Here is an 18,306-nt window from a genome sequence, read left to right as displayed (position 1 = left end):
CATTTTAAAGCCATATTAAATGTTTGAACTTGTACTATCTGCGGTCATATTAGGATTTATGTTAAGCCTGGTTTTTATAGGACCTATTTTTTTCCTTTTAATTGAAACCAGCTTCTCACGTGGTCCTCGGCATGCTCTGGCTCTTGATCTCGGAGTTATTACAGCAGATCTGTTGTGTATCGTGGCAGCTTATTATGCGAGTGCAGATTTAGTCAGTTTAATAGATAAGCATCCCGGATTTTACAGGATAACGTCCATTCTTATTTTTGTGTATGGGATCGTTATGCTGGTTACCAAAACAAAGATGCATATGCCTGGAGAAGAAAGAATCATTAATCAAAATTATTTTAAGACTTTTATTAATGGTTTTTTCTTTAACCTTTTGAATGTAGGGGTTATTCTTTTCTGGTTAGTAACTGTAATTTCTGTCAGAAATCAATATCCAGATATTAGTAATTTTATCCTTTATATCGGTTTAGTAATCGGGACTTATCTCTGTATTGACCTGGCTAAAATATTTCTTGCCAAGCAGTTCCACGACAAATTGACGCAAACTTTAGCCAACAAAATCAGAAGAATTGTTGGATGTATCCTGATCGTTTTTAGTTTCTTTATCTTTTTGCAAAGCTTTAAAAAATTTAATCAATTTGATAAAAGATTAGAAGAAGCTGAGAAAAAAGAAGTCAAATTTCAAAAAACAAAATGAAAAAAAATATCTTTCCGAAGTCCCTGAAAAAAGGCGATAAAATAGCTGTTATTTCCCCTGCTGGAGCTGTAGATGCTTCCCAACTTGAAGAAGGAATTGCAATGATCAAGGCAAAAGGTTTTGAACCTGTTTTAGGAGAACATCTTTATACCAGATTTTCAAATGGATATAATTATGCAGGAACAGAAAAGGAAAGATTAAATGATATCAACTGGGCTTTAAATGATCCTGATATTTCTGCAATCTGGGCTTCCAGAGGAGGATATGGCTGCCAGCATCTGGTTCAGCATTTAAACCTTAAGAAATTTACTGAAAACCCTAAATGGTATATTGGATATTCAGACAATACCGTCATCCAGAGCTATCTTCTTAAAAAAGGGTTTGCATCTATTCACGGACAGACTATTAAAACATCTAGTTTTGGAGTTACGAGTGCAAGTTATGATCTTCTTTTTGATGTTTTGAAAGGGAAATCCTTACACTACACGATCAGTAAAAATCAATTCAATAAAGAAGGTGAGGTTGATGGAGAGCTGATTGGAGGAAATCTTGCTCTTATCTATGCTCTGTTAGGGACTCCCTACTCTTTTGATTTTAAAGATAAAGTATTGTTTATTGAAGATATCGGCGAGAATTTTTATGCTCTTGATCGAATGATCATGAGCCTGGAATTGGCGGGAGTATTCAAGAAGATAAAAGGACTCATTGTAGGGGGAATGACGAATATGGGTGACGAAAAAGATAATAAAAGCTACGAAGAAAGTTTTGATGGTTTTGCCTATCAGTTGATTTCTGAAAGAATTTCGAAATATAAATTTCCTACAGTTTTTAGATTTCCAAATGGACACATTAAAGATAACAGACCCTTGATTATCGGTGGAAATGTGAAGATGAAGATCGGAACTAAGGTTAAAATTGAGTTTTAAATTATCAGGTAATCTTTCAATTAAATAAAAATGGCCACTCACAATGATTTTGGAAAATTAGCAGAAGATATGGCTGTAGAATATCTGCAAAAGAATGGACATAAGATTCTGGCGAGAAATTTTCGATTTCAAAAAGCAGAGATCGACATTATTTCCGAAAAAGATGATCTCATCATTATTACCGAAGTAAAAGCACGTTCTACAGATGCTTTTATTTTGCCTCAGGAAGCTGTTACAAAAACGAAGATAAGATCTATTGTTTCAGCAGCTAATCATTATCTGGAGGAATTTAACAAAGATCAGGAAGTTCGCTTTGACATCATATCAGTTCTGCCTGATGAAAAAAGGAAACTGGTTCTTGAACATATAGCCGATGCTTTTGAATCATTTGATGCCAACTGACGTTAGGGTAACAACATATCAATTTAACAGTTTACCAATGATTTTTTCAGCGTTAGATTGTTATATAAAAAATTAAAAATCTTATGAAAACCATATTAGTAACCGGAGCTACTTCCGGAATAGGAAAATCAACAGCCGAATTATTTGCTCAACAAGGAAACAGGATCATCATCTGTGGACGCAGAAGTGAAGTACTGGAATCTGTAAAAACTGAGCTATCCGCTTTTACAGAGGTAATAAGTTTAAAATTTGATGTAAGCAACCTCGAACAAGTGGAAAATGCCATCAACTCTTTGCCGGCAGAATGGCAGAATATTGATGTTCTGATTAATAATGCTGGAAATGCTCATGGTTTAGATCCTCTTTCAGCAGGAAAAACAGATGATTGGGATTCTATGATCGATGGAAACGTAAAAGGACTTTTATACGTGTCTAAAATGCTTATTCCCGGAATGAAAGAGAGAAACTCCGGTCATATTGTTAATCTCAGCTCTGTAGCTGCAAGGCAGACTTATATAAACGGTGTCGTATACTGTGCAACCAAAAAAGCAGTGGACGTTATTTCTGAAGGGATGCGTTTAGAACTGACGGAATTCGGAATCAGGGTAACTAATATTCAGCCTGGTGCTGTAGAAACAGATTTCTCTTTAGTCCGATTTAAAGGAGATAATGAAAGAGCCTCCACAGTATATGCAGGTTATGAACCTTTAAAAGCTGAAGATATTGCTGATGCTATTGTCTATTGTGTGAATGCTCCCAAGCATGTGAATGTTTCTGACATGACGATTTATCCCAGTGCTCAAAGTGAACCGAGAACAATCTATAGAAAATAGATTTAAAAGAATTAAATTTGCAGAGATTATTTAAAAGCATTTTACCCATTAGTAAAATCTGCAGTTAAGCCTGAAAAAAATGAAAATATTATATCTTGAAACCTCTTCCAAAAACTGCTCAGTGGCCATCTCAGATGGGGAAAAGCTTTTGTGTGCGTGTGAGGAAGTTTCTGAAAACTATAAACAATCTGAAAGCTTACATACCTTTGTAGAATGGGCATTGGAAGGTGCAGGGATTTCAATGAAAGAGATTGAGGCGATCTCATTAGGTAAAGGCCCCGGCTCCTATACAGGTCTTCGAATCGGTGCAGCTTCAGCAAAAGGGTTCTGTTATGGATTGAAAATTCCGCTTATCGCAGTAAATTCTTTAGAAAGCATGAAAGAGCCCTTTGTAGGTCAAAACTATGATTTTATAGTCCCTTTAGTCGATGCAAGAAGAATGGAGGTTTATACAGCTGTTTATGACGGAACTACGGGAGAAGAAGTTTCTGCAACAGAAGCTATGATCCTGGATGAAAATTCTTTTATCGAATTGATTGATAAAAAAATACTTTTCGTTGGTGATGGTGCTAAAAAAGCAAAAGAGATCTTACAGCTTCCCAATGCTGAATATAACGAAGACATCTACCCTTCTGCACAGCATCTGATAAAGAAAACACTTGAAAAAATAGATAACAAAGATTTTGAAGATATTGCTTACTTTGAGCCTTTTTATTTAAAAGACTTTCATGGAGTAAAGAAAAAGAAAAGCGAAGATTGATCTTCGCTTTTTTATTTTATTTTGGTTTTGCAGGTTGTGCATTTGGATTCTGCATTTTGAGATCCTGTTTAGCCTGATCCGGATTTCCAATCTTTTTCGGCGTTTTATTGACCGGAGATTGTGTATTTGGATTCTGAATATTATTATCCTGAACAGGAGGAACGTTATTGTTTAAGTTAGATCCTGGCTGTGTAGGGACATTATTCTGGTTTTGAGGAACTGCATTTCCTTTATTGTCTGTGGCCTGGAAAGCCAGCTCAGTTTTAAGATAGTTCAGCATCTCTTTGGCCTTTATGCCTTCAGGAGTCTTTGCATAGTTTAGAGCAATTTGTTCCAGCTGCAGAATCATTACTTCCTTACCACTGGATTTTCCTGTGTTAAAAGCATTCAATAAATACAATTTCGGAACCAGGGCATCCTTAGGATATTTCTGAATTGTCTGATCAATTACATCCTTACTTTCTCCAAATTTTTCAGTTTCAAATAAGGCATAGGCTCGTTTGTATTCATTTTCAACCTCTTCAGAAGATTTTACAAAAGTATTGTTCTTAGGATTTCTTGCAAATTCAGCATATGAAGTATAAGGATAATCAGTCAGTAGCATTTGTTTTGCCTTTTCTCCTGCCTGAGGACTTTTTTCATAATTCATTGCAAAAATCTCATATAGCGCCTGTAGCATTACCTTTTCCTCAGGCTTTACATCCACAAGGTCATACAATGTTTTTGTTGCTAGCGGAGTATTGGTAAAATAATTCTGATACATAATTCCAAGCCCTAAAGAAGCAGTATCCCGGTCTTTTTTCAATTGGCCTAATTTTCCGGCATCTGTAGGAATCTGTTCAATATAAAAGGCAGGTTCAAAACGTCTCGGATCAGGAACAGAAGTCACTCCTAATGCTTCATTCTTCATATCATCAATAGAAGACATTTTTTTTGAAAACCGCCAGTTGTCACTTAATGCTCTGTCTCCCCAAACCTGCTTAAACGTAGAGGTACCTTTACTCACGGTTCCAGTATTGCTGAAATAAAATCCTTTTGGGGCTGTTCCAAAATCTTCGAAAGAAGTAGAACTGTTGGCAAAAATTGAATTAGAATTGTAATCCCCGGTATCAAATCCTTTGCTTCTCTCAGCGCGTCGTCTTTCCAGTTCTTCCCTTTCCTCCTTTGCTTTTAGCTTTGCAATATGTTTAGCAAAAAAGTCCTTTTTTTGATCATCGGTCATTCTTGCTAAAGAGAGTATACTATCATTCTTTTTGATTAGATAATAATTCTTTGAGATCTTTTTTATATTTTCAGACTGACCCTGTAAAAGAATTTTTGACGGCTCATAAGTCATTACAGCAAGAGCTGAATCATAATAACTTCCTGCACCGATATAATCATTCTTATCAAGATAATTTTTCCCTATCTCATAATAAGCCAAACCCCGGATCTGTGGATCTGAGACTTTTTCAACCAGGGATTTTCTAAAGAATTGCTGCCCTTCATCCTTTTTACCAGCTTTATTGGCCATTAATCCTAAAGCATAATAAAATTCATTTTTTCTGGACATATAGGTTCCCTTGTTACTGATCTTTTCTAAATAGTTTTTAGCACCATTATAATCTCCTTTTCCATTGAATGTCTTGGCAATTTCTATCTGAGATTTAACCTCGAATTCGAAATCATTGGCATATTTATAAGCTGCCATAAAGCTTTCTCTGGCTTTCTCATTTTGTCCCAAACCTTCTAATATCTGACCTCTTAAAAAAGAAATTCTACTTTTTAGTTTTCTGTTGCCGTTCAGTTCATAGGCCCGGTCCAGCTCCTTTACTGCCTCTTCTTTTTTTCCTGCATCCAGAAGAGCTTCAGAATTATAAATACTCAGTAGTTTATCATAAGTCTTACTGATCCCCTCTCCTTTTAATTTTGAGAAAATTTCCTGGGCTTTATGATAATCTTTGATTTGTGCGTACGCTTCACCTTGATAGACTTTAGCCAAAGGCAATCTCTTATCTTCTTTCATGTGGGTGAAAACGTAATTTAAAGCATCAAGAGCCTCCAAAGATTTATTTTGATAAATTCTTGATTGTACAAGAATCATATAAGCATCAAAGATCTGTTTATTTTTTTCCTCACCGTTTCGGATAACAGAATATTTATTAATGGCTTTTAAGGCTTTTGCTTCAGCAATTTGAAGTGTAGTGGCTCCTTTTACTTCAGGCTGATTGGGATCATTCCCCAATATTCCTGATGCCGTAGAATTTACCTTATCTTTCACCATTCCAGGAATATCCTGAAGCCCTGGCTTACCTGGAGGGCCACTCCTGCCCGCTCCTTTTTCTGTAGATGCTTTATTCACATCAGCCATCTTCATAGAATTTTCAGCAAATGCTGTAGACTGTCCAAGATCACTTCCTAACGGCTGATTTTCATAAGTAAGTATAGGAATATACGGTGCATAAAAATTATCTTTATGCCCTTTATCCCTGCTCGTGAATTCACTATTTAATGCATCTTTCGCATTAAATAATGTGTTATAATATGTGTTAAAACCTTTTAAAAACTTTGATCGCTGTTCCGGCTTCTTTACTTTAGTAGCACAGGAAACAACAAAGCATGTTGCTAAAAGGAATAAAATATTCTTTTTCATTATTTCAATATAACTTGCTAATCTACTTTTTATTATCAGCAATTTGATGATTTTGTAAAAATAATAAAATTTTATATTGAAAAATTTATATTTCTTTCAAAATTCTGTAAACCAAATGGGTGGGAAGTCCCATAATGGTATAGAAGCTTCCCGATAGTTTTGTGATCTTTGCCATCCCCAGCCATTCCTGGATTCCATAGCTTCCGGCTTTATCGAAAGGCTTGTAATGATCAATATAATAATCAATTTCATCAGCCGATATTTCGTCCAGTTCCACATCTGCAACATCTGTTTCTGTGAACACCCTATCTGAAGTTTGTATTGTAATTCCGGTAAAGACCTGATGGGTTTTTCCAGAAAGCATATTCAGCATGTTCCTTGCATCAGATGTGTCTTTTGGTTTTCCAAGGATTTGATTATCTATTGCCACAACAGTATCAGCAGTTAATAAAACCTCTCCCTCCAGAAGAGGTCGGAAGGTATCAGCTTTTAATTTGGAAAGATAAGCTGCTGCATTTTCTATTGAAATATCATCCGGAAGAATTTCTTCACAGTCTATTTTTACGACCTCAAAATCAAATCCAAGACTGGATAACAGTTCTTTTCTTCTTGGTGATTGTGATGCTAAAAGGATCTTCATATTTTAAATTATACCGATTGTGTATTGTCGTCGTGCCAGTTTCCCTGTACTTTCATTACCTGTTCAATAACATCACGTACGGCCCCGCTTCCACCCTGTTTTGTTGAAATATAATCAGCAATACCTTTGATCTCAGGAACTGCATTTTCAGGACATGCTGCTATTGCAGAATTTTCCATAATGTGCAGATCAGGAAGATCATCTCCCATGGTCAGGATTTCTTCATTTTTAAGATTGTGTTTCTTTTTAAAATCTTCAAAATCAACCATCTTATTATGTGATTTAGCATAATAATCCTCAATACCCAGATAGTTGATCCTATGTTTTACCATTTCATCATTTCCACCAGTAATAACTCCTATTATATAATTGTTTTTGAGTGCCTTAACTACAGCATAACCATCTAATACATTCATGACCCTGCTCATATTTCCTCCAGGCATCAGATATACACTTCCATCTGTAAATACGCCGTCTACATCAAACACGAATGCTTTGATATCTTTTAATTTTTCTTTATAACCCATACATTTCTTTAATAGAATGATTCATTGTTTTATATATTTCAAGGCTCTCGTCCTTTAAAAGTTTTTCGTGAAGTTCCAAAACCCGGATATCGTTTCTTACCGCAGGCCCCGTTTGGGCAAGCTTAGGATCGATTTCATGAATTTTTTGTACTGTTTCATCAATTATTGGTAAAAAATAATCGAACGGGATTTCCTGAGAATCTGAAATTTCTTTAGCCCTGGAGAAAAGATGATTTACAAAATTACAGGCAAAAATTGCTGTAAGATGGATATATTTTCTTTTTTCATGGCTGCTTTCCATTACATTTTCAGACACTTTCCCTGCTAATTCAAAAAGCACTTGCTTGTCTTTCTCATCATCTGTTTCGATAAAAAAAGGAATTTTTTTATAATCCAACGCTTTAGATTTAGAAAAAGTCTGTAATGGATAAAAGCTTGCTTTCCTATACTCCCCGACTAAAATTTCTTTAGGAAGTGAACCTGAAGTATGAGCAACAAGACAATCTTTTTTAGTAATGATCGTTGAAACACTTTCTACAGAATTGTCACTGACACAGATAATGTATAAATCTGCATCTTCCAACTTTTCCGTTGAATAAGGGATCTGTAATTCCAGAGCTATTTTTTCTAAATCCTTTTCATTTCTCCCAAAAATTTGAGCTAACGGAATGTTATTCAGAACAAAGGCTTTTGCGAGATGGAATGCCACATTCCCGGAACCTATAATTACAATTTGCATATAACAAAGATAATATTTTATGAGTTTTGGACTGAAAATTGAACAAAGTATTTAACTTTTAGATATTTTTGTAATCCAAAACAGTGAAAGCATCTATGAAGATTAAGGACGCGGAAATTATTACGCTGATGCAAAACCCTCGAACTCAAGATAAAGGAGTTCGTGCCTTGATGGATGCTTATCAAAGTAGATTGTATTGGCATATTAGAAGAATTATTATAGATGGTGATGCTGCTCAGGATATTTTGCAGGACACATTTATAAAGGCATATCAGAATTTTCATCAGTTCAAAAACGATAGTCAGCTGTACACATGGTTGTACAGAATTGCTACCAACGAAGCATTACAGCAAATCAATAAAATGAAAAAAATGCAGAAAACTGATGAAGATGCTGAATATCATATGCAAAATCTTGTAGCAGATAATGCAGAGAAAGATGCCGACGAAATACAGATTTTATTACAGAACGCTATACAAAGTCTGCCTGAAAAACAGAAACTTGTATTTATGATGCGGTATTATGATGATTTACCTTACGAAGAAATATCTAAAATTGTAGATATGTCTGTAGGAACGTTAAAAACCAATTATCATTATGCCAAACAAAAGATTGAAGATTATATAAAAGAAAATTACGAAAATAATTTTTGACCAACAAAAGATGAAAGAGTTCGATATAGAAAAATTAGAACGTAAAAACATTTACAAAGTTCCTGACAATATGTTTGATAGCATACAGGAAAGAGTAATGAATGACGTGAAAGCAAATAAAAAAGCTCCCATATTTAAACTAAATTGGGTCTATGCGGCAGCTGCGTCATTAGCTATTATCTTTGGAGTTACTTTTGTTTTTAATTCAGATCAAAAAACAATAAAAGATACGGGTATTTCACAAGTGAACTATGCTCAGAATGACCCAACTCCAAAAAGTGAAAGCGAGATTGCCTATGAGACATTGAAATCTGATTTAAATTCAGTGAATAGTGAAAATCAGATCGTTGAAAATAAAAAAGTTGAAAATACAGAGTATTCTCAGGAAAATAAAGCAGAAGATGTTGTACAGCCTCAGAAAGGAAAGATTGCTTCAAAACAAACAGATGCTAAAATGAGCGAATACTTGGATTCATTCTCTAATTCAGAGATTGCTGAATTAGCTAAGAATTCAACGGAAGACGTTTATTTAGATTTATATAATTAACAAGAAAGATGAAAAAGATATTATTTACCCTTTTTATTATTTACGGTTTTTCTTTACATGCTCAAAGGACGGACTATGACTGGAAGAAAATGGATCCTAAACAAAGAAAAGAAATAATAAATAACCTTTCTCCAGAGGAAAGAAAAGAGCTTTTAAAGAAATTCAGAGACAATATGATGTTGGACAATCTGAATGTAGATGCTAAAGATAAAGCTGCTTTTACTGCTATATATAATGAATATATAGAAAATCAAAAACAAATAAAGAGCCAGTTTGATCCAAATTACGACCCGGATAAGATGTCGGATGAGGAAGCAAAGATCAAATTACAGCAAAGTTTTGACCTTGGGCAAAAACTACTGGATAATAGAAGAAAATATGCTGAGAAAATGCAGCAGGTGATTCCTTGCCAAAAAGTATTGAAATTATTTCAATTAGAGTGGAAGATGAGAGATAAAATGAATGACAGAAAGCCACACGATCATGAAAACAATACGGGAACACCCAAACAAAACCCATAATAGTTTATTTTTTTAATGTTGGACGACTCTTACGAATCTTTTGTAAGAGTCGTTTGATTTTAAAGGTAAAGTGATATTTTTGCCCAAAATTAACCATGAGAAAACTTTTACTGTTCTTTCTTTTTTCGCTGTCGGTATCTGCCCAGAAGATTGAACTGATCAAGCTTACACAAAACATTAAAGACAGGAGTGGAATGACAAAATCCCTAACTTTAATAGATCAGAGGATGGATACGATAGTGGGCAAAGCTTCGCGGAAAAATGAAAAAATTGAAGTAAAGTTTGCAGATGGAAATCTGAATAAGCAGATATCAAATTGGTTTGATGAAGATAATAAGGTCAAGGGAAAAACTGATATCGTTCTTATTCTTGAAGAACTAAAGGTATACGATGAACAGGATCCTGACCAAAAAAATATCTATGGCAAGGCTAAAATTAAAATTTCCAGTTTTATCAAAAGAAATGGGAGGTATTACTTTCTTGATCGCTTTGATAGTATTATTGTTTCGGATCCGCAAAGAACATCAAGTGTGCCGGGCTATCTGTCGGATCTTATTTCCAGTATTTTGACACAATTTATTAATCTTTCTTATACCAGTCCTGTTTCTGGTCTGGTTATTCCTGAAAGTGAAATAGGAAGATATGATGAGTATCTGAGGAAAAGTTATAAAGCATTTAATAATCCGATACTAAAGGACGGGGTTTACAAGAGTTTCAAAAGCTTTTATAATCAGGAGCCCGAACCGGATCATTATGTCGAGAAAAATAAGAAAGGGAAGGTGGTAAGAGTTAAGAATAAAGGAGAACTTGTTTCAATAAATGAAGTTTTCTGTTATGTGGAAGGAGGGAAAGGGTATCTCTTTACGCCTGTTGGATTTTTGGAAATGGAAAAAGATGATAAAGGATTTTTGGTGGCTTCTTCCCGGGCAGAGCTTATTCCTAAAAGCCGCCATGAGGGAGTAGTCATTGGGGCTGTTGCCGGTGGATTAGTTGGAGCAATTATTGGCTCAGCAATTGATTCTGGCTCTAACCCGAATAAAGATGCTATTTATATAGGATTTGCATCAAAAACGTTCTGTAATGTTTATCTGGATTCTATCACTGGATCCTATATTTTTTCAAAATAAATTATCATAACGGCTTATCAATAATGGACCTTATGAATCTTGTCATAAGGTCTATTTTAATTGGAAGTTATCCCTATTTTTGCGAAAATTTAAAAAGATGAAAAAACTGCTGCAGATTGTATGCTCTTTTATGATAATTACTACTTTCTCTCAGGGAAAAGAAACAATTAAATTTAAAGGGAATATCTGGAATTATGAAAATGAGACCTATAAATCCTTAACTGTTATTGATCAGAGAGAAGACAAAAATATAGGAACACTTCCTTTTGGAGATCAGAAAGAAATGAAAGAGGTAGCTTTTCCTACAACTCCGGAGAATGATCTTGGAAGCTGGTATTCAAAAAGCAATGATGAAGGCCGAAAATCTGAATCGGTTTTGGTTCTGGTTTTAAAAAAGCTTAAATTAAATGTAGGGGAAACTGTAGGAAAAAATACAATAGGAACTATTGATTTTTCGGCACAGACCTTCTCAAAAGAAGGTTCTAAATATCGTTTTCTTTATAAAAAAGATACCGTATTTACTTTGAGTCATAAAGATGTTGCAGAATTTATGGTTAAAAATATATCAACTATTTTTTCTGTTTTTATTACTAAAACATATCATGCAAAACCTATAGGAAATACAGTATCCGTGAATGAACTTTCAGACTATGAGTCTTATCTGAAAAACAATTATGAAGTCTATAAAAGGGATCAATTAAAAGATGGAGTTTATCTTGATCATGTCTCATTTTTTAATCAAAAGCCGGAACCCGGGAATTATCTGCTTGAAAAAAACGATAAAGGAGAGGTAACAAAAGCCATCAAAGAAGAAAATGGTAAGAAGAACAAGATATCAGCATACAAAATGTTTGTATATGTGGAGAACGGGAAAGCTTATAAGAGGGTACTATCCGGTTTTTTAGAATTAAATCAAAATGAAAAAGGGTTTTATATTGTCAGCAATAGAGGGTATCTGTTTCCTGCAGGAAGCAGCGGACTTGGAATGTTTGGTTTGATAGGAAGTGTCGCTGATGTTATTCAACAGGGGGCCGAACAAAAGAAAATGAAGAAGGGTGATAAAACTGAAATATATATTGATCCTTTAACCGGGGAATATGATTTTCCAACCGAATAATAAATTAATTTCACCCAATAAAATTAAGAGAGAGGAATTGTCTTGCTTTTTTTTATCTTTGCAAATTACAAGGTTCTTAAATGAAAAACATACGAAATTTTTGCATAATCGCTCATATTGACCACGGTAAAAGTACTTTGGCGGATCGTTTATTGGAATATACCAATACAGTTAGCCAAAGAGAATTACAGTCTCAGACCCTGGATGATATGGATTTGGAGAAAGAACGTGGGATTACAATCAAGTCTCACGCCATCCAGATGGATTATGAATACAAAGGGGAAAAATATATTTTAAACCTGATCGATACCCCGGGACACGTGGATTTTTCCTACGAAGTTTCCAGATCAATTGCTGCCTGTGAAGGAGCGCTTCTTATTGTGGATGCAGCTCAAAGTATTCAGGCACAGACAATTAGTAATCTTTACCTGGCATTGGAAAATGATTTGGAAATCATTCCAATTCTTAATAAAATAGATCTTCCTTCAGCTAATCCGGAAGAAGTAACTGACGAAATTGTTGGACTTTTAGGATGTAAGCCTGAGGATGTTTTAAGAGTATCCGGAAAAACAGGAGAAGGGGTGCATGATTTGCTGGAACAAATTGTTGACAGGATTCCTGCTCCGGTTGGAGATCCAAAAGCTCCATTACAGGCATTGATCTTTGATTCTGTTTATAATCCTTTCAGAGGGATTGAAGCTTATTTTAAAGTCGTAAACGGAAGTATTTCCAAAAACGAAAAAATTAAGTTTTTTGCGACAGGAAAAGAATATGGTGCTGATGAAGTAGGAACCTTAAAACTGAAACAGGTTCCAAAGAAAACAATTGAATGCGGTGATGTAGGCTATATTATTTCCGGGATTAAAGATGCAAGAGAAGTAAAGGTAGGGGATACTATTACCTCATTTGAAAATCCTGCTGCTGAAGCAATCGATGGATTTGAGGAAGTAAAACCAATGGTTTTTGCCGGAATTTATCCAATTGATTCAGAAGATTTTGAAGAATTAAGATTCTCTCTGGAAAAACTAAGACTAAATGATGCTTCTCTGGTTTTCGAACCGGAAAGTTCTGCAGCTCTTGGATTTGGATTCCGTTGCGGATTCCTGGGAATGCTTCACATGGAAATTGTACAGGAACGTTTGGATAGAGAATTCAATATGAACGTTATTACTACGGTACCTAACGTTTCATACCATGGATATTCTAAAAAAGATCCTGAAACTCCGATTTTAATTAATAACCCATCAGAAATGATGGATCCATCAATCCTTGATAGAGTGGAGGAGCCTTTTATTAAGGCATCTATTATTACGAAATCAGATTTTGTTGGCCCCGTAATGACCCTTTGTATTGAAAAAAGAGGGGAAATTGTTAACCAGAGTTATTTAACATCAGACAGAGTAGAACTTACATTCAATATGCCTTTGGCTGAAGTTGTATTCGATTTTTATGACCGACTTAAGTCCATTTCAAAAGGATATGCTTCCTTTGATTATTCTCCAATTGGAATGCGTTCTTCTAAATTGGTGAAAATGGATATTCTGATCAATGGAGATATGGTGGATGCACTTTCTTCATTAATTCACGACAGCAATGCATATTATATTGGTAAAAAAATGTGTGAAAAACTTCGTGAACTGATTCCTAGACAGCAGTTTGATATTGCAGTACAGGCAGCTTTAGGAGCTAAAGTAATTGCGAGAGAAACCATTAAAGCATTAAGAAAAGATGTTACCGCGAAGTGTTATGGAGGAGATATTTCCAGAAAACGTAAGCTTTTGGAAAAGCAGAAAGAAGGTAAGAAGAAAATGAAACAGATTGGAAGGGTAGAAGTACCGCAATCTGCATTTATGGCCGTATTAAAGCTAAACGATTAAATATAAAAAAGACCGATATCATATCGGTCTTTTTATTTTTAAAGATTTCTCTGTTTATCAAACAGGCTTCTCTGAACGACTAATGCTCCTAAGCCAAGGATCACTTCTACGATTCCAAGCATAGTGATCAATTTAGTTCCACAAACGATACACTCTGGTTCCGGAAATGGTTTCTTACCTATTACAATGATAATTACTCCTCCAATGATGATGATAATTACAATAAGTACTCTTAATAAGTTTTTTGCATTCATGATATTGTTAATTAGTTTTTATACCCACTTTTAAGGTTGTCGGCCTGACCTTTTCTTAGATCAAATTTCTATAATAAAAACAAAGGGTTATTCAGGTAAATCACTGAAAATGAGGTGTGTTTTTTACGATTCTTAACTTAATGTTTTTTGCTGGTTAAAGTGACGTTCTTTGTATTATATTTGTGAAAAATTTATTTTAAATGAAAAAAATCTACTTATTGGGAGGTTTTTTAGTTTCTGTTTCCGTTTGTTCCCAAAGTCTTATAGGGGGAGTGAATTCCGGAGGAGTTTCTAATGAAAACCTCATGCATACTGTAGGAGAGATCTATGTGATCCCCACCAATCCTGATGATCAGAATTCCGGAACAATGGGAGTGCTTTATCAAACTGTTTTAAATGTTCTGGGAGTCAGCGAGATTGTTTCTGATAAAGGAGTAGGGATCTATCCAAATCCTACATCGGGTTATATTAATTTTAAAGTATCCTCTGTCACTAAACTGGACGAAGTTTCTGTTTACGATGTATCCGGTAAACTCGTTTCCCGGCAGAAGATCGTTGATAATAGAATTGACTTGTCTTTCCTTCTTCAGGGAGTTTATATTTTGAAATTCAATAACTCCGAATTGAAACCCGTAAAAATTATTAAAAAATAAACTATACTATATCATGAAAAAAATATATACAGTCCTTTTAGGGCTTTTTACAACCATGTTATTCGCTCAGGTTCCAAATGGCTTTGCTTATCAGGCAGTTGCTTTCAATTCTTCCGGAAATCCAGTTGTCAATGGACCAGTATCTTTAAAAATCAGCATCCTTGATAATTCTGCGACAGGAACCAACCTCTATACTGAAACACACTCAAAAACAACGAATTCAAAAGGTCTTATCAATCTCAATATTGGGCAGGGCACTGCAGTTTCAGGAGTGTTTTCGGGGATCAACTGGACGACAAATGCTAAATTTGTTAAAGTAGAGATGGATGCAGCAGGAGGAAGTAATTATACGAATGTTGGGACTAATCAGCTAATGAGTGTTCCTTATGCATATGTTGCTAAAAAGATCGATCTTTCTTCTTCGGATTCTTCTTTGGGGAATGACCTTATAGAGAATAAGAGTGTAAATTATTCTTTTACAGATAAATATGACCGTAAGGTATATGCGTTTAATTCTAAAACCGGAACGTGGGTTCCTCAGATTTACAACGTTAATTATGCCAATAATAATTATGCAGTCCCTGAGGTAACTTCAACCAACGGAAACTTTATCTTTATCGACAAATACGACAGAAAAGTATATGTTTTTAATGCCAGAACAGGAGCATGGGCATCGCAGGTTTATCACGTTAATTATTTAAATAATAACTTTTCCACTCCTACTTTGGTTCCATTGTCCAATGGAAACCTGATGTTTGCTGACAAATACGATCATAAGATGTATGTTTTCAACTATGTAAGCGGAAACTGGTCATCACAGGTCTTTAATGGTAATTATAACAGCAATGGCAGTACTCCTGTGGCTGTTACTTCTGGAAGTAATGTTGCTTTCGCGGATAAATATGATCATAAGGTTTCGGTATTCAATGCCAAAACAATGACATGGGCTTCACAGGTATTCAACATTAATTATTATAACAATAACATGATTGTCCCTGATGTAACAGGGTCAAACGGGAATTTCATCTTTATTGATAAGTATGACAGGAAAGTTTATGTGTTCAATTCGAAGACAGGAACATGGAGTAATCAGATCTATAACGTTAATTATTTAAATAACAATTTCAGCGTTCCGGTAACAAGTTCGTCAGAAACAAATTAAGATAAAAAAACCGCTTCAAAAAGAAGCGGTTTTTTTTATTCTATTTCTTACGGGTGAATTTTATTTCCATCGTTTTGATTTCCTTTCCTGTTTTTGATCCGGGACCGTACATTTCCATAATTTGCGTATTGTCATCTACGAATGTAAAGACCTCCCTTACATCGCACTCTTTTCCGGGTCTTGTAATGTCTGGCATTTTTCCTTTAAATTCAATTGATTTTTTTGCAGCATTCCATTCTCCGGTAGTATACATGATTCCTGTTCCCATATTATCCATCCAGGTGCTTACAAACTTCTTTGTTGCATTATCATATCCGACGATACTTCTTCCCTCAAAAGGCATTCCCCACATATTTCCTTTGTGAACACTTTCCTGATAACGTCCGCCAAAGATCATCTTATTGGTACTCTCAGATGTACTTTTCATTGGTTTTCCTCCTTCCTCCATCCACATTGTTGTTTCTCCGGACCATATTCCGTCGGATTTGGCTAGCATTTTATGCATATCTCCGGGAGTAGAATATTCCATCCATGCTTTCATTGCCGTAGCAGAATCTACAGGTTTCCACGTTGTAGAGTCGGTTGTGGGTGTACCGGACTCTTTACCCATACCAGGCTTTCCTTTTTCACATGCAGTTAATAAAAATGCAGCGAATAAAATGAACATTAGATTTTTCATAAATATTTAATTTTAAGTTGGTTATAATCTTAACTTAAAGGTAAGGAATTTTATTTTGTCACTTTTTATTCTTTTGATACTGAAAATTTTAATTCAAAACTGTAGCTTTGTGTACTCACAACGCAAACTATATTATGCAGGATATTAAAGTAGCGGTAGACGCTGTTATATTTGGATACTTTGATAAAAAAGATCTTCAGGTCCTTTTAATAAAAAGAAAAATTGATCCTTTTAAAGGAGGCTGGGCTTTACCCGGAGGATTGGTTTTGGATGATGAAAACCTGGATGATGCTGTAAAAAGGGAATTGCATGAAGAAGCGGGCATAAGACCCGATTTTTTAGAACAACTCTATACTTTTGGTAATGTGGGTAGGGATCCGAGAAACAGAGTGGTTTCTGTGGCTTATTTAGGGCTGGTTAATCCTTCTTATCATGAACTTTTTGCAGATTCTGATGCAGAAGATGCCCAATGGTTCAGTGTGAACCAATTACCAAAACTGGCCTTTGATCATAAAAGTATAATAGATATTGCTTTAAAAAGACTTCGCACAAAAATTCAATACCATCCTATCGGTTTTAATCTTCTTAATGAGGAGTTCCCATTTTCAGATCTTGAGAACCTTTATAAAACTATCGTTGGACAAGAAATTGACCGAAGAAATTTTCGGAAGAAAATAATGAGTTATGGACTTCTTAATGAGACCAATAATCTGAAAAAAGAAGGAAGTGGAAGACCGGGAAAATTGTTTACGTTCAATCAAGAGAAGTACAAGGAACTTGAAGAGCAGGGATTTTATTTTGAGATTAAATAGATTAAAAATTTATATCAACAAAAACGGGTTTTAGCCCGTTTTTTTATTTTGTCATTTAAGGAAGTTAAAATAAATAAGCTGTAAACCAATGTGTTACTTAATTAGTGTAAATTAAACGCAAATAAATTTGGATGGAAATATGATATCTTTCTATATTTGTGTAATAATAACGCAATCATGAAATACAACTTGCAAAATATCATCGAAAGATTCCAAAATAAAGAACAACCAGATTTTCTATTCTTCTGGGGACATACTGTGAAAGATAAGATTACAAAATCTTGTTTTAGTCAATGGTTTCCTGCCGAATTTGAAGATGAGGGGATGATATACAAAACAGCAGAACATTACATGATGGCAGAAAAAGCAAGATTGTTTAATGACGAAGGAACGAGACAGATTATTATTGAAATAGAAGATCCGAAGGAGGTAAAAGGTCTGGGAAGAAAGATCAAGAACTTTGACTCTCATATTTGGGATAAGAAGAAATATGAAATTGTAAAAAAAGGGAATTTTTTAAAATTTTCACAGAATGCAGAGCTCAAAGAATTTCTTTTATCAACAGGAGATAAGATTATTGTTGAAGCAAGTCCTTATGACACAATCTGGGGTATTGGAATGCTGGAATCAGATGCTAAAGCAGAGAATCCAAACCAATGGAGAGGAGAAAATCTTTTGGGGTTTGCTTTGATGGAAGTTAGAGATGAGCTAAAAATATAACGCAATCATAATTACAAAA

The 18,306-nt window shown here is 34.8% G+C and carries 21 protein-coding genes; 15 read left to right on the top strand and 6 right to left on the bottom strand.

All coding sequences use genetic code 11. The annotated features are described in order from the left end of the window. Nucleotides 1–19: 19 nt before the first annotated feature. The 5 genes from CEY12_RS14495 to tsaB all read left to right on the top strand — a co-directional run bounded on the left by CEY12_RS14495 (nucleotide 20) and on the right by tsaB (nucleotide 3,627). Nucleotides 20–706: a LysE family translocator gene (locus CEY12_RS14495; RefSeq protein WP_089028359.1), complete on the top strand. Its 687-nt coding sequence runs from the start codon at nucleotides 20–22 to the stop codon at nucleotides 704–706. Continuing rightward, nucleotides 703–1,632, top strand: a complete 930-nt coding sequence (locus CEY12_RS14490; RefSeq protein ID WP_089028358.1) for an LD-carboxypeptidase — start codon at nucleotides 703–705, stop codon at nucleotides 1,630–1,632. The genes CEY12_RS14495 and CEY12_RS14490 overlap by 4 nt, the downstream gene beginning before the upstream one ends. A 30-nt stretch (nucleotides 1,633–1,662) precedes the next feature. Continuing rightward, the gene (locus CEY12_RS14485) at nucleotides 1,663–2,034 is read left to right on the top strand and encodes a YraN family protein (protein WP_089028357.1); all 372 of its coding nucleotides are present in this window, start codon (nucleotides 1,663–1,665) and stop codon (nucleotides 2,032–2,034) included. An 83-nt stretch (nucleotides 2,035–2,117) separates the two neighbouring features. Next, nucleotides 2,118–2,867, top strand: coding sequence for an SDR family NAD(P)-dependent oxidoreductase (locus tag CEY12_RS14480; RefSeq protein WP_089028356.1), 750 nt, complete (start codon nucleotides 2,118–2,120; stop codon nucleotides 2,865–2,867). Between the two features lie 79 nt (nucleotides 2,868–2,946). Continuing rightward, nucleotides 2,947–3,627, top strand: a complete 681-nt coding sequence (tsaB, locus tag CEY12_RS14475) for a tRNA (adenosine(37)-N6)-threonylcarbamoyltransferase complex dimerization subunit type 1 TsaB (protein ID WP_089028355.1) — start codon at nucleotides 2,947–2,949, stop codon at nucleotides 3,625–3,627. A 16-nt stretch (nucleotides 3,628–3,643) separates the two neighbouring features. Here tsaB and CEY12_RS14470 read toward each other — a convergent pair whose 3' ends face one another. The 4 genes from CEY12_RS14470 to CEY12_RS14455 form a co-directional block, all read right to left on the bottom strand. Beyond that, nucleotides 3,644–6,259, bottom strand: coding sequence for a tetratricopeptide repeat protein (locus CEY12_RS14470; RefSeq protein ID WP_228409703.1), 2,616 nt, complete (start codon nucleotides 6,257–6,259; stop codon nucleotides 3,644–3,646). Nucleotides 6,260–6,344: 85 nt separating this feature from the next. Continuing rightward, entirely contained in the window at nucleotides 6,345–6,899 is a 555-nt protein-coding gene (locus tag CEY12_RS14465) for a Maf family protein (protein ID WP_089028354.1), read from the bottom strand. Nucleotides 6,900–6,907: 8 nt separating this feature from the next. Then, the gene (locus CEY12_RS14460) at nucleotides 6,908–7,426 is read right to left on the bottom strand and encodes a KdsC family phosphatase (protein WP_089028353.1); all 519 of its coding nucleotides are present in this window, start codon (nucleotides 7,424–7,426) and stop codon (nucleotides 6,908–6,910) included. Then, entirely contained in the window at nucleotides 7,416–8,165 is a 750-nt protein-coding gene (locus CEY12_RS14455; protein ID WP_089028352.1) for a Rossmann-like and DUF2520 domain-containing protein, read from the bottom strand. Before CEY12_RS14455 ends, CEY12_RS14460 begins: the two co-directional genes overlap by 11 nt. Before the next feature lie 95 nt (nucleotides 8,166–8,260). On the opposite strand from CEY12_RS14455, the gene CEY12_RS14450 reads away from it, so the two are divergent. The 6 genes from CEY12_RS14450 to lepA all read left to right on the top strand — a co-directional run bounded on the left by CEY12_RS14450 (nucleotide 8,261) and on the right by lepA (nucleotide 14,007). Continuing rightward, entirely contained in the window at nucleotides 8,261–8,818 is a 558-nt protein-coding gene (locus tag CEY12_RS14450) for an RNA polymerase sigma factor (RefSeq protein ID WP_089028351.1), read from the top strand. A gap of 10 nt (nucleotides 8,819–8,828) precedes the next feature. Next, nucleotides 8,829–9,365: a hypothetical protein gene (locus CEY12_RS14445; RefSeq protein WP_089028350.1), complete on the top strand. Its 537-nt coding sequence runs from the start codon at nucleotides 8,829–8,831 to the stop codon at nucleotides 9,363–9,365. Nucleotides 9,366–9,373: 8 nt separating this feature from the next. Continuing rightward, a complete protein-coding gene (locus CEY12_RS14440) occupies nucleotides 9,374–9,886 on the top strand; it encodes a hypothetical protein (RefSeq protein ID WP_089028349.1) in 513 nt (170 codons plus the stop codon). Between the two features lie 95 nt (nucleotides 9,887–9,981). Then, the gene (locus CEY12_RS14435) at nucleotides 9,982–11,013 is read left to right on the top strand and encodes a hypothetical protein (protein WP_089028348.1); all 1,032 of its coding nucleotides are present in this window, start codon (nucleotides 9,982–9,984) and stop codon (nucleotides 11,011–11,013) included. Between the two features lie 97 nt (nucleotides 11,014–11,110). Further along, on the top strand, nucleotides 11,111–12,130 hold the full coding sequence (locus CEY12_RS14430; RefSeq protein WP_089028347.1) for a hypothetical protein: 1,020 nt from the start codon (nucleotides 11,111–11,113) through the stop codon (nucleotides 12,128–12,130). Nucleotides 12,131–12,210: 80 nt separating this feature from the next. Further along, a complete protein-coding gene (gene lepA, locus CEY12_RS14425; protein WP_089028346.1) occupies nucleotides 12,211–14,007 on the top strand; it encodes a translation elongation factor 4 in 1,797 nt (598 codons plus the stop codon). Between the two features lie 38 nt (nucleotides 14,008–14,045). On the opposite strand, the gene CEY12_RS14420 is transcribed toward lepA, so the two are convergent. Further along, the gene (locus tag CEY12_RS14420; RefSeq protein WP_089028345.1) at nucleotides 14,046–14,261 is read right to left on the bottom strand and encodes a hypothetical protein; all 216 of its coding nucleotides are present in this window, start codon (nucleotides 14,259–14,261) and stop codon (nucleotides 14,046–14,048) included. Between the two features lie 200 nt (nucleotides 14,262–14,461). Between CEY12_RS14420 and CEY12_RS14415 the strand changes: the two genes are divergently transcribed. Together CEY12_RS14415 and CEY12_RS14410 are read left to right on the top strand one after the other, a co-directional pair. After that, nucleotides 14,462–14,914, top strand: coding sequence for a T9SS type A sorting domain-containing protein (locus tag CEY12_RS14415; protein WP_089028344.1), 453 nt, complete (start codon nucleotides 14,462–14,464; stop codon nucleotides 14,912–14,914). A gap of 13 nt (nucleotides 14,915–14,927) precedes the next feature. Beyond that, entirely contained in the window at nucleotides 14,928–16,076 is a 1,149-nt protein-coding gene (locus CEY12_RS14410; protein ID WP_157676828.1) for a hypothetical protein, read from the top strand. A 40-nt stretch (nucleotides 16,077–16,116) separates the two neighbouring features. On the opposite strand, the gene CEY12_RS14405 is transcribed toward CEY12_RS14410, so the two are convergent. Next, complete coding sequence (locus tag CEY12_RS14405; RefSeq protein ID WP_089028342.1) at nucleotides 16,117–16,755, bottom strand: DUF1579 domain-containing protein; 639 nt, start codon at nucleotides 16,753–16,755, stop codon at nucleotides 16,117–16,119. Nucleotides 16,756–16,889: 134 nt separating this feature from the next. On the opposite strand from CEY12_RS14405, the gene CEY12_RS14400 reads away from it, so the two are divergent. Next, nucleotides 16,890–17,567: an NUDIX hydrolase gene (locus tag CEY12_RS14400; RefSeq protein ID WP_089028341.1), complete on the top strand. Its 678-nt coding sequence runs from the start codon at nucleotides 16,890–16,892 to the stop codon at nucleotides 17,565–17,567. 177 nt (nucleotides 17,568–17,744) lie between these two features. Next, the gene (locus CEY12_RS14395; protein WP_089028340.1) at nucleotides 17,745–18,287 is read left to right on the top strand and encodes an NADAR family protein; all 543 of its coding nucleotides are present in this window, start codon (nucleotides 17,745–17,747) and stop codon (nucleotides 18,285–18,287) included. Nucleotides 18,288–18,306: the final 19 nt, after the last annotated feature.

Origin of the sequence: Chryseobacterium sp. T16E-39 (genome assembly GCF_002216065.1) — a bacterium.
Taxonomy (GTDB): Bacteria; Bacteroidota; Bacteroidia; order Flavobacteriales; family Weeksellaceae; genus Chryseobacterium.
Note: the sequence above shows the minus strand (reverse complement) of the source record. Positions and strands in the feature narration are given on the sequence as shown.

Coding starts and splice junctions, on each gene's coding strand:
- CEY12_RS14495 (WP_089028359.1), top strand. CDS start 20: ATGTTTGAACTTGTACTATCTGCGGTCATATTAGGATTTATGTTAAGC.
- CEY12_RS14490 (WP_089028358.1), top strand. CDS start 703: ATGAAAAAAAATATCTTTCCGAAGTCCCTGAAAAAAGGCGATAAAATA.
- CEY12_RS14485 (WP_089028357.1), top strand. CDS start 1,663: ATGGCCACTCACAATGATTTTGGAAAATTAGCAGAAGATATGGCTGTA.
- CEY12_RS14480 (WP_089028356.1), top strand. CDS start 2,118: ATGAAAACCATATTAGTAACCGGAGCTACTTCCGGAATAGGAAAATCA.
- tsaB (WP_089028355.1), top strand. CDS start 2,947: ATGAAAATATTATATCTTGAAACCTCTTCCAAAAACTGCTCAGTGGCC.
- CEY12_RS14470 (WP_228409703.1), bottom strand. CDS start 6,259: ATGAAAAAGAATATTTTATTCCTTTTAGCAACATGCTTTGTTGTTTCC.
- CEY12_RS14465 (WP_089028354.1), bottom strand. CDS start 6,899: ATGAAGATCCTTTTAGCATCACAATCACCAAGAAGAAAAGAACTGTTA.
- CEY12_RS14460 (WP_089028353.1), bottom strand. CDS start 7,426: ATGGGTTATAAAGAAAAATTAAAAGATATCAAAGCATTCGTGTTTGAT.
- CEY12_RS14455 (WP_089028352.1), bottom strand. CDS start 8,165: ATGCAAATTGTAATTATAGGTTCCGGGAATGTGGCATTCCATCTCGCA.
- CEY12_RS14450 (WP_089028351.1), top strand. CDS start 8,261: ATGAAGATTAAGGACGCGGAAATTATTACGCTGATGCAAAACCCTCGA.
- CEY12_RS14445 (WP_089028350.1), top strand. CDS start 8,829: ATGAAAGAGTTCGATATAGAAAAATTAGAACGTAAAAACATTTACAAA.
- CEY12_RS14440 (WP_089028349.1), top strand. CDS start 9,374: ATGAAAAAGATATTATTTACCCTTTTTATTATTTACGGTTTTTCTTTA.
- CEY12_RS14435 (WP_089028348.1), top strand. CDS start 9,982: ATGAGAAAACTTTTACTGTTCTTTCTTTTTTCGCTGTCGGTATCTGCC.
- CEY12_RS14430 (WP_089028347.1), top strand. CDS start 11,111: ATGAAAAAACTGCTGCAGATTGTATGCTCTTTTATGATAATTACTACT.
- lepA (WP_089028346.1), top strand. CDS start 12,211: ATGAAAAACATACGAAATTTTTGCATAATCGCTCATATTGACCACGGT.
- CEY12_RS14420 (WP_089028345.1), bottom strand. CDS start 14,261: ATGAATGCAAAAAACTTATTAAGAGTACTTATTGTAATTATCATCATC.
- CEY12_RS14415 (WP_089028344.1), top strand. CDS start 14,462: ATGAAAAAAATCTACTTATTGGGAGGTTTTTTAGTTTCTGTTTCCGTT.
- CEY12_RS14410 (WP_157676828.1), top strand. CDS start 14,928: ATGAAAAAAATATATACAGTCCTTTTAGGGCTTTTTACAACCATGTTA.
- CEY12_RS14405 (WP_089028342.1), bottom strand. CDS start 16,755: ATGAAAAATCTAATGTTCATTTTATTCGCTGCATTTTTATTAACTGCA.
- CEY12_RS14400 (WP_089028341.1), top strand. CDS start 16,890: ATGCAGGATATTAAAGTAGCGGTAGACGCTGTTATATTTGGATACTTT.
- CEY12_RS14395 (WP_089028340.1), top strand. CDS start 17,745: ATGAAATACAACTTGCAAAATATCATCGAAAGATTCCAAAATAAAGAA.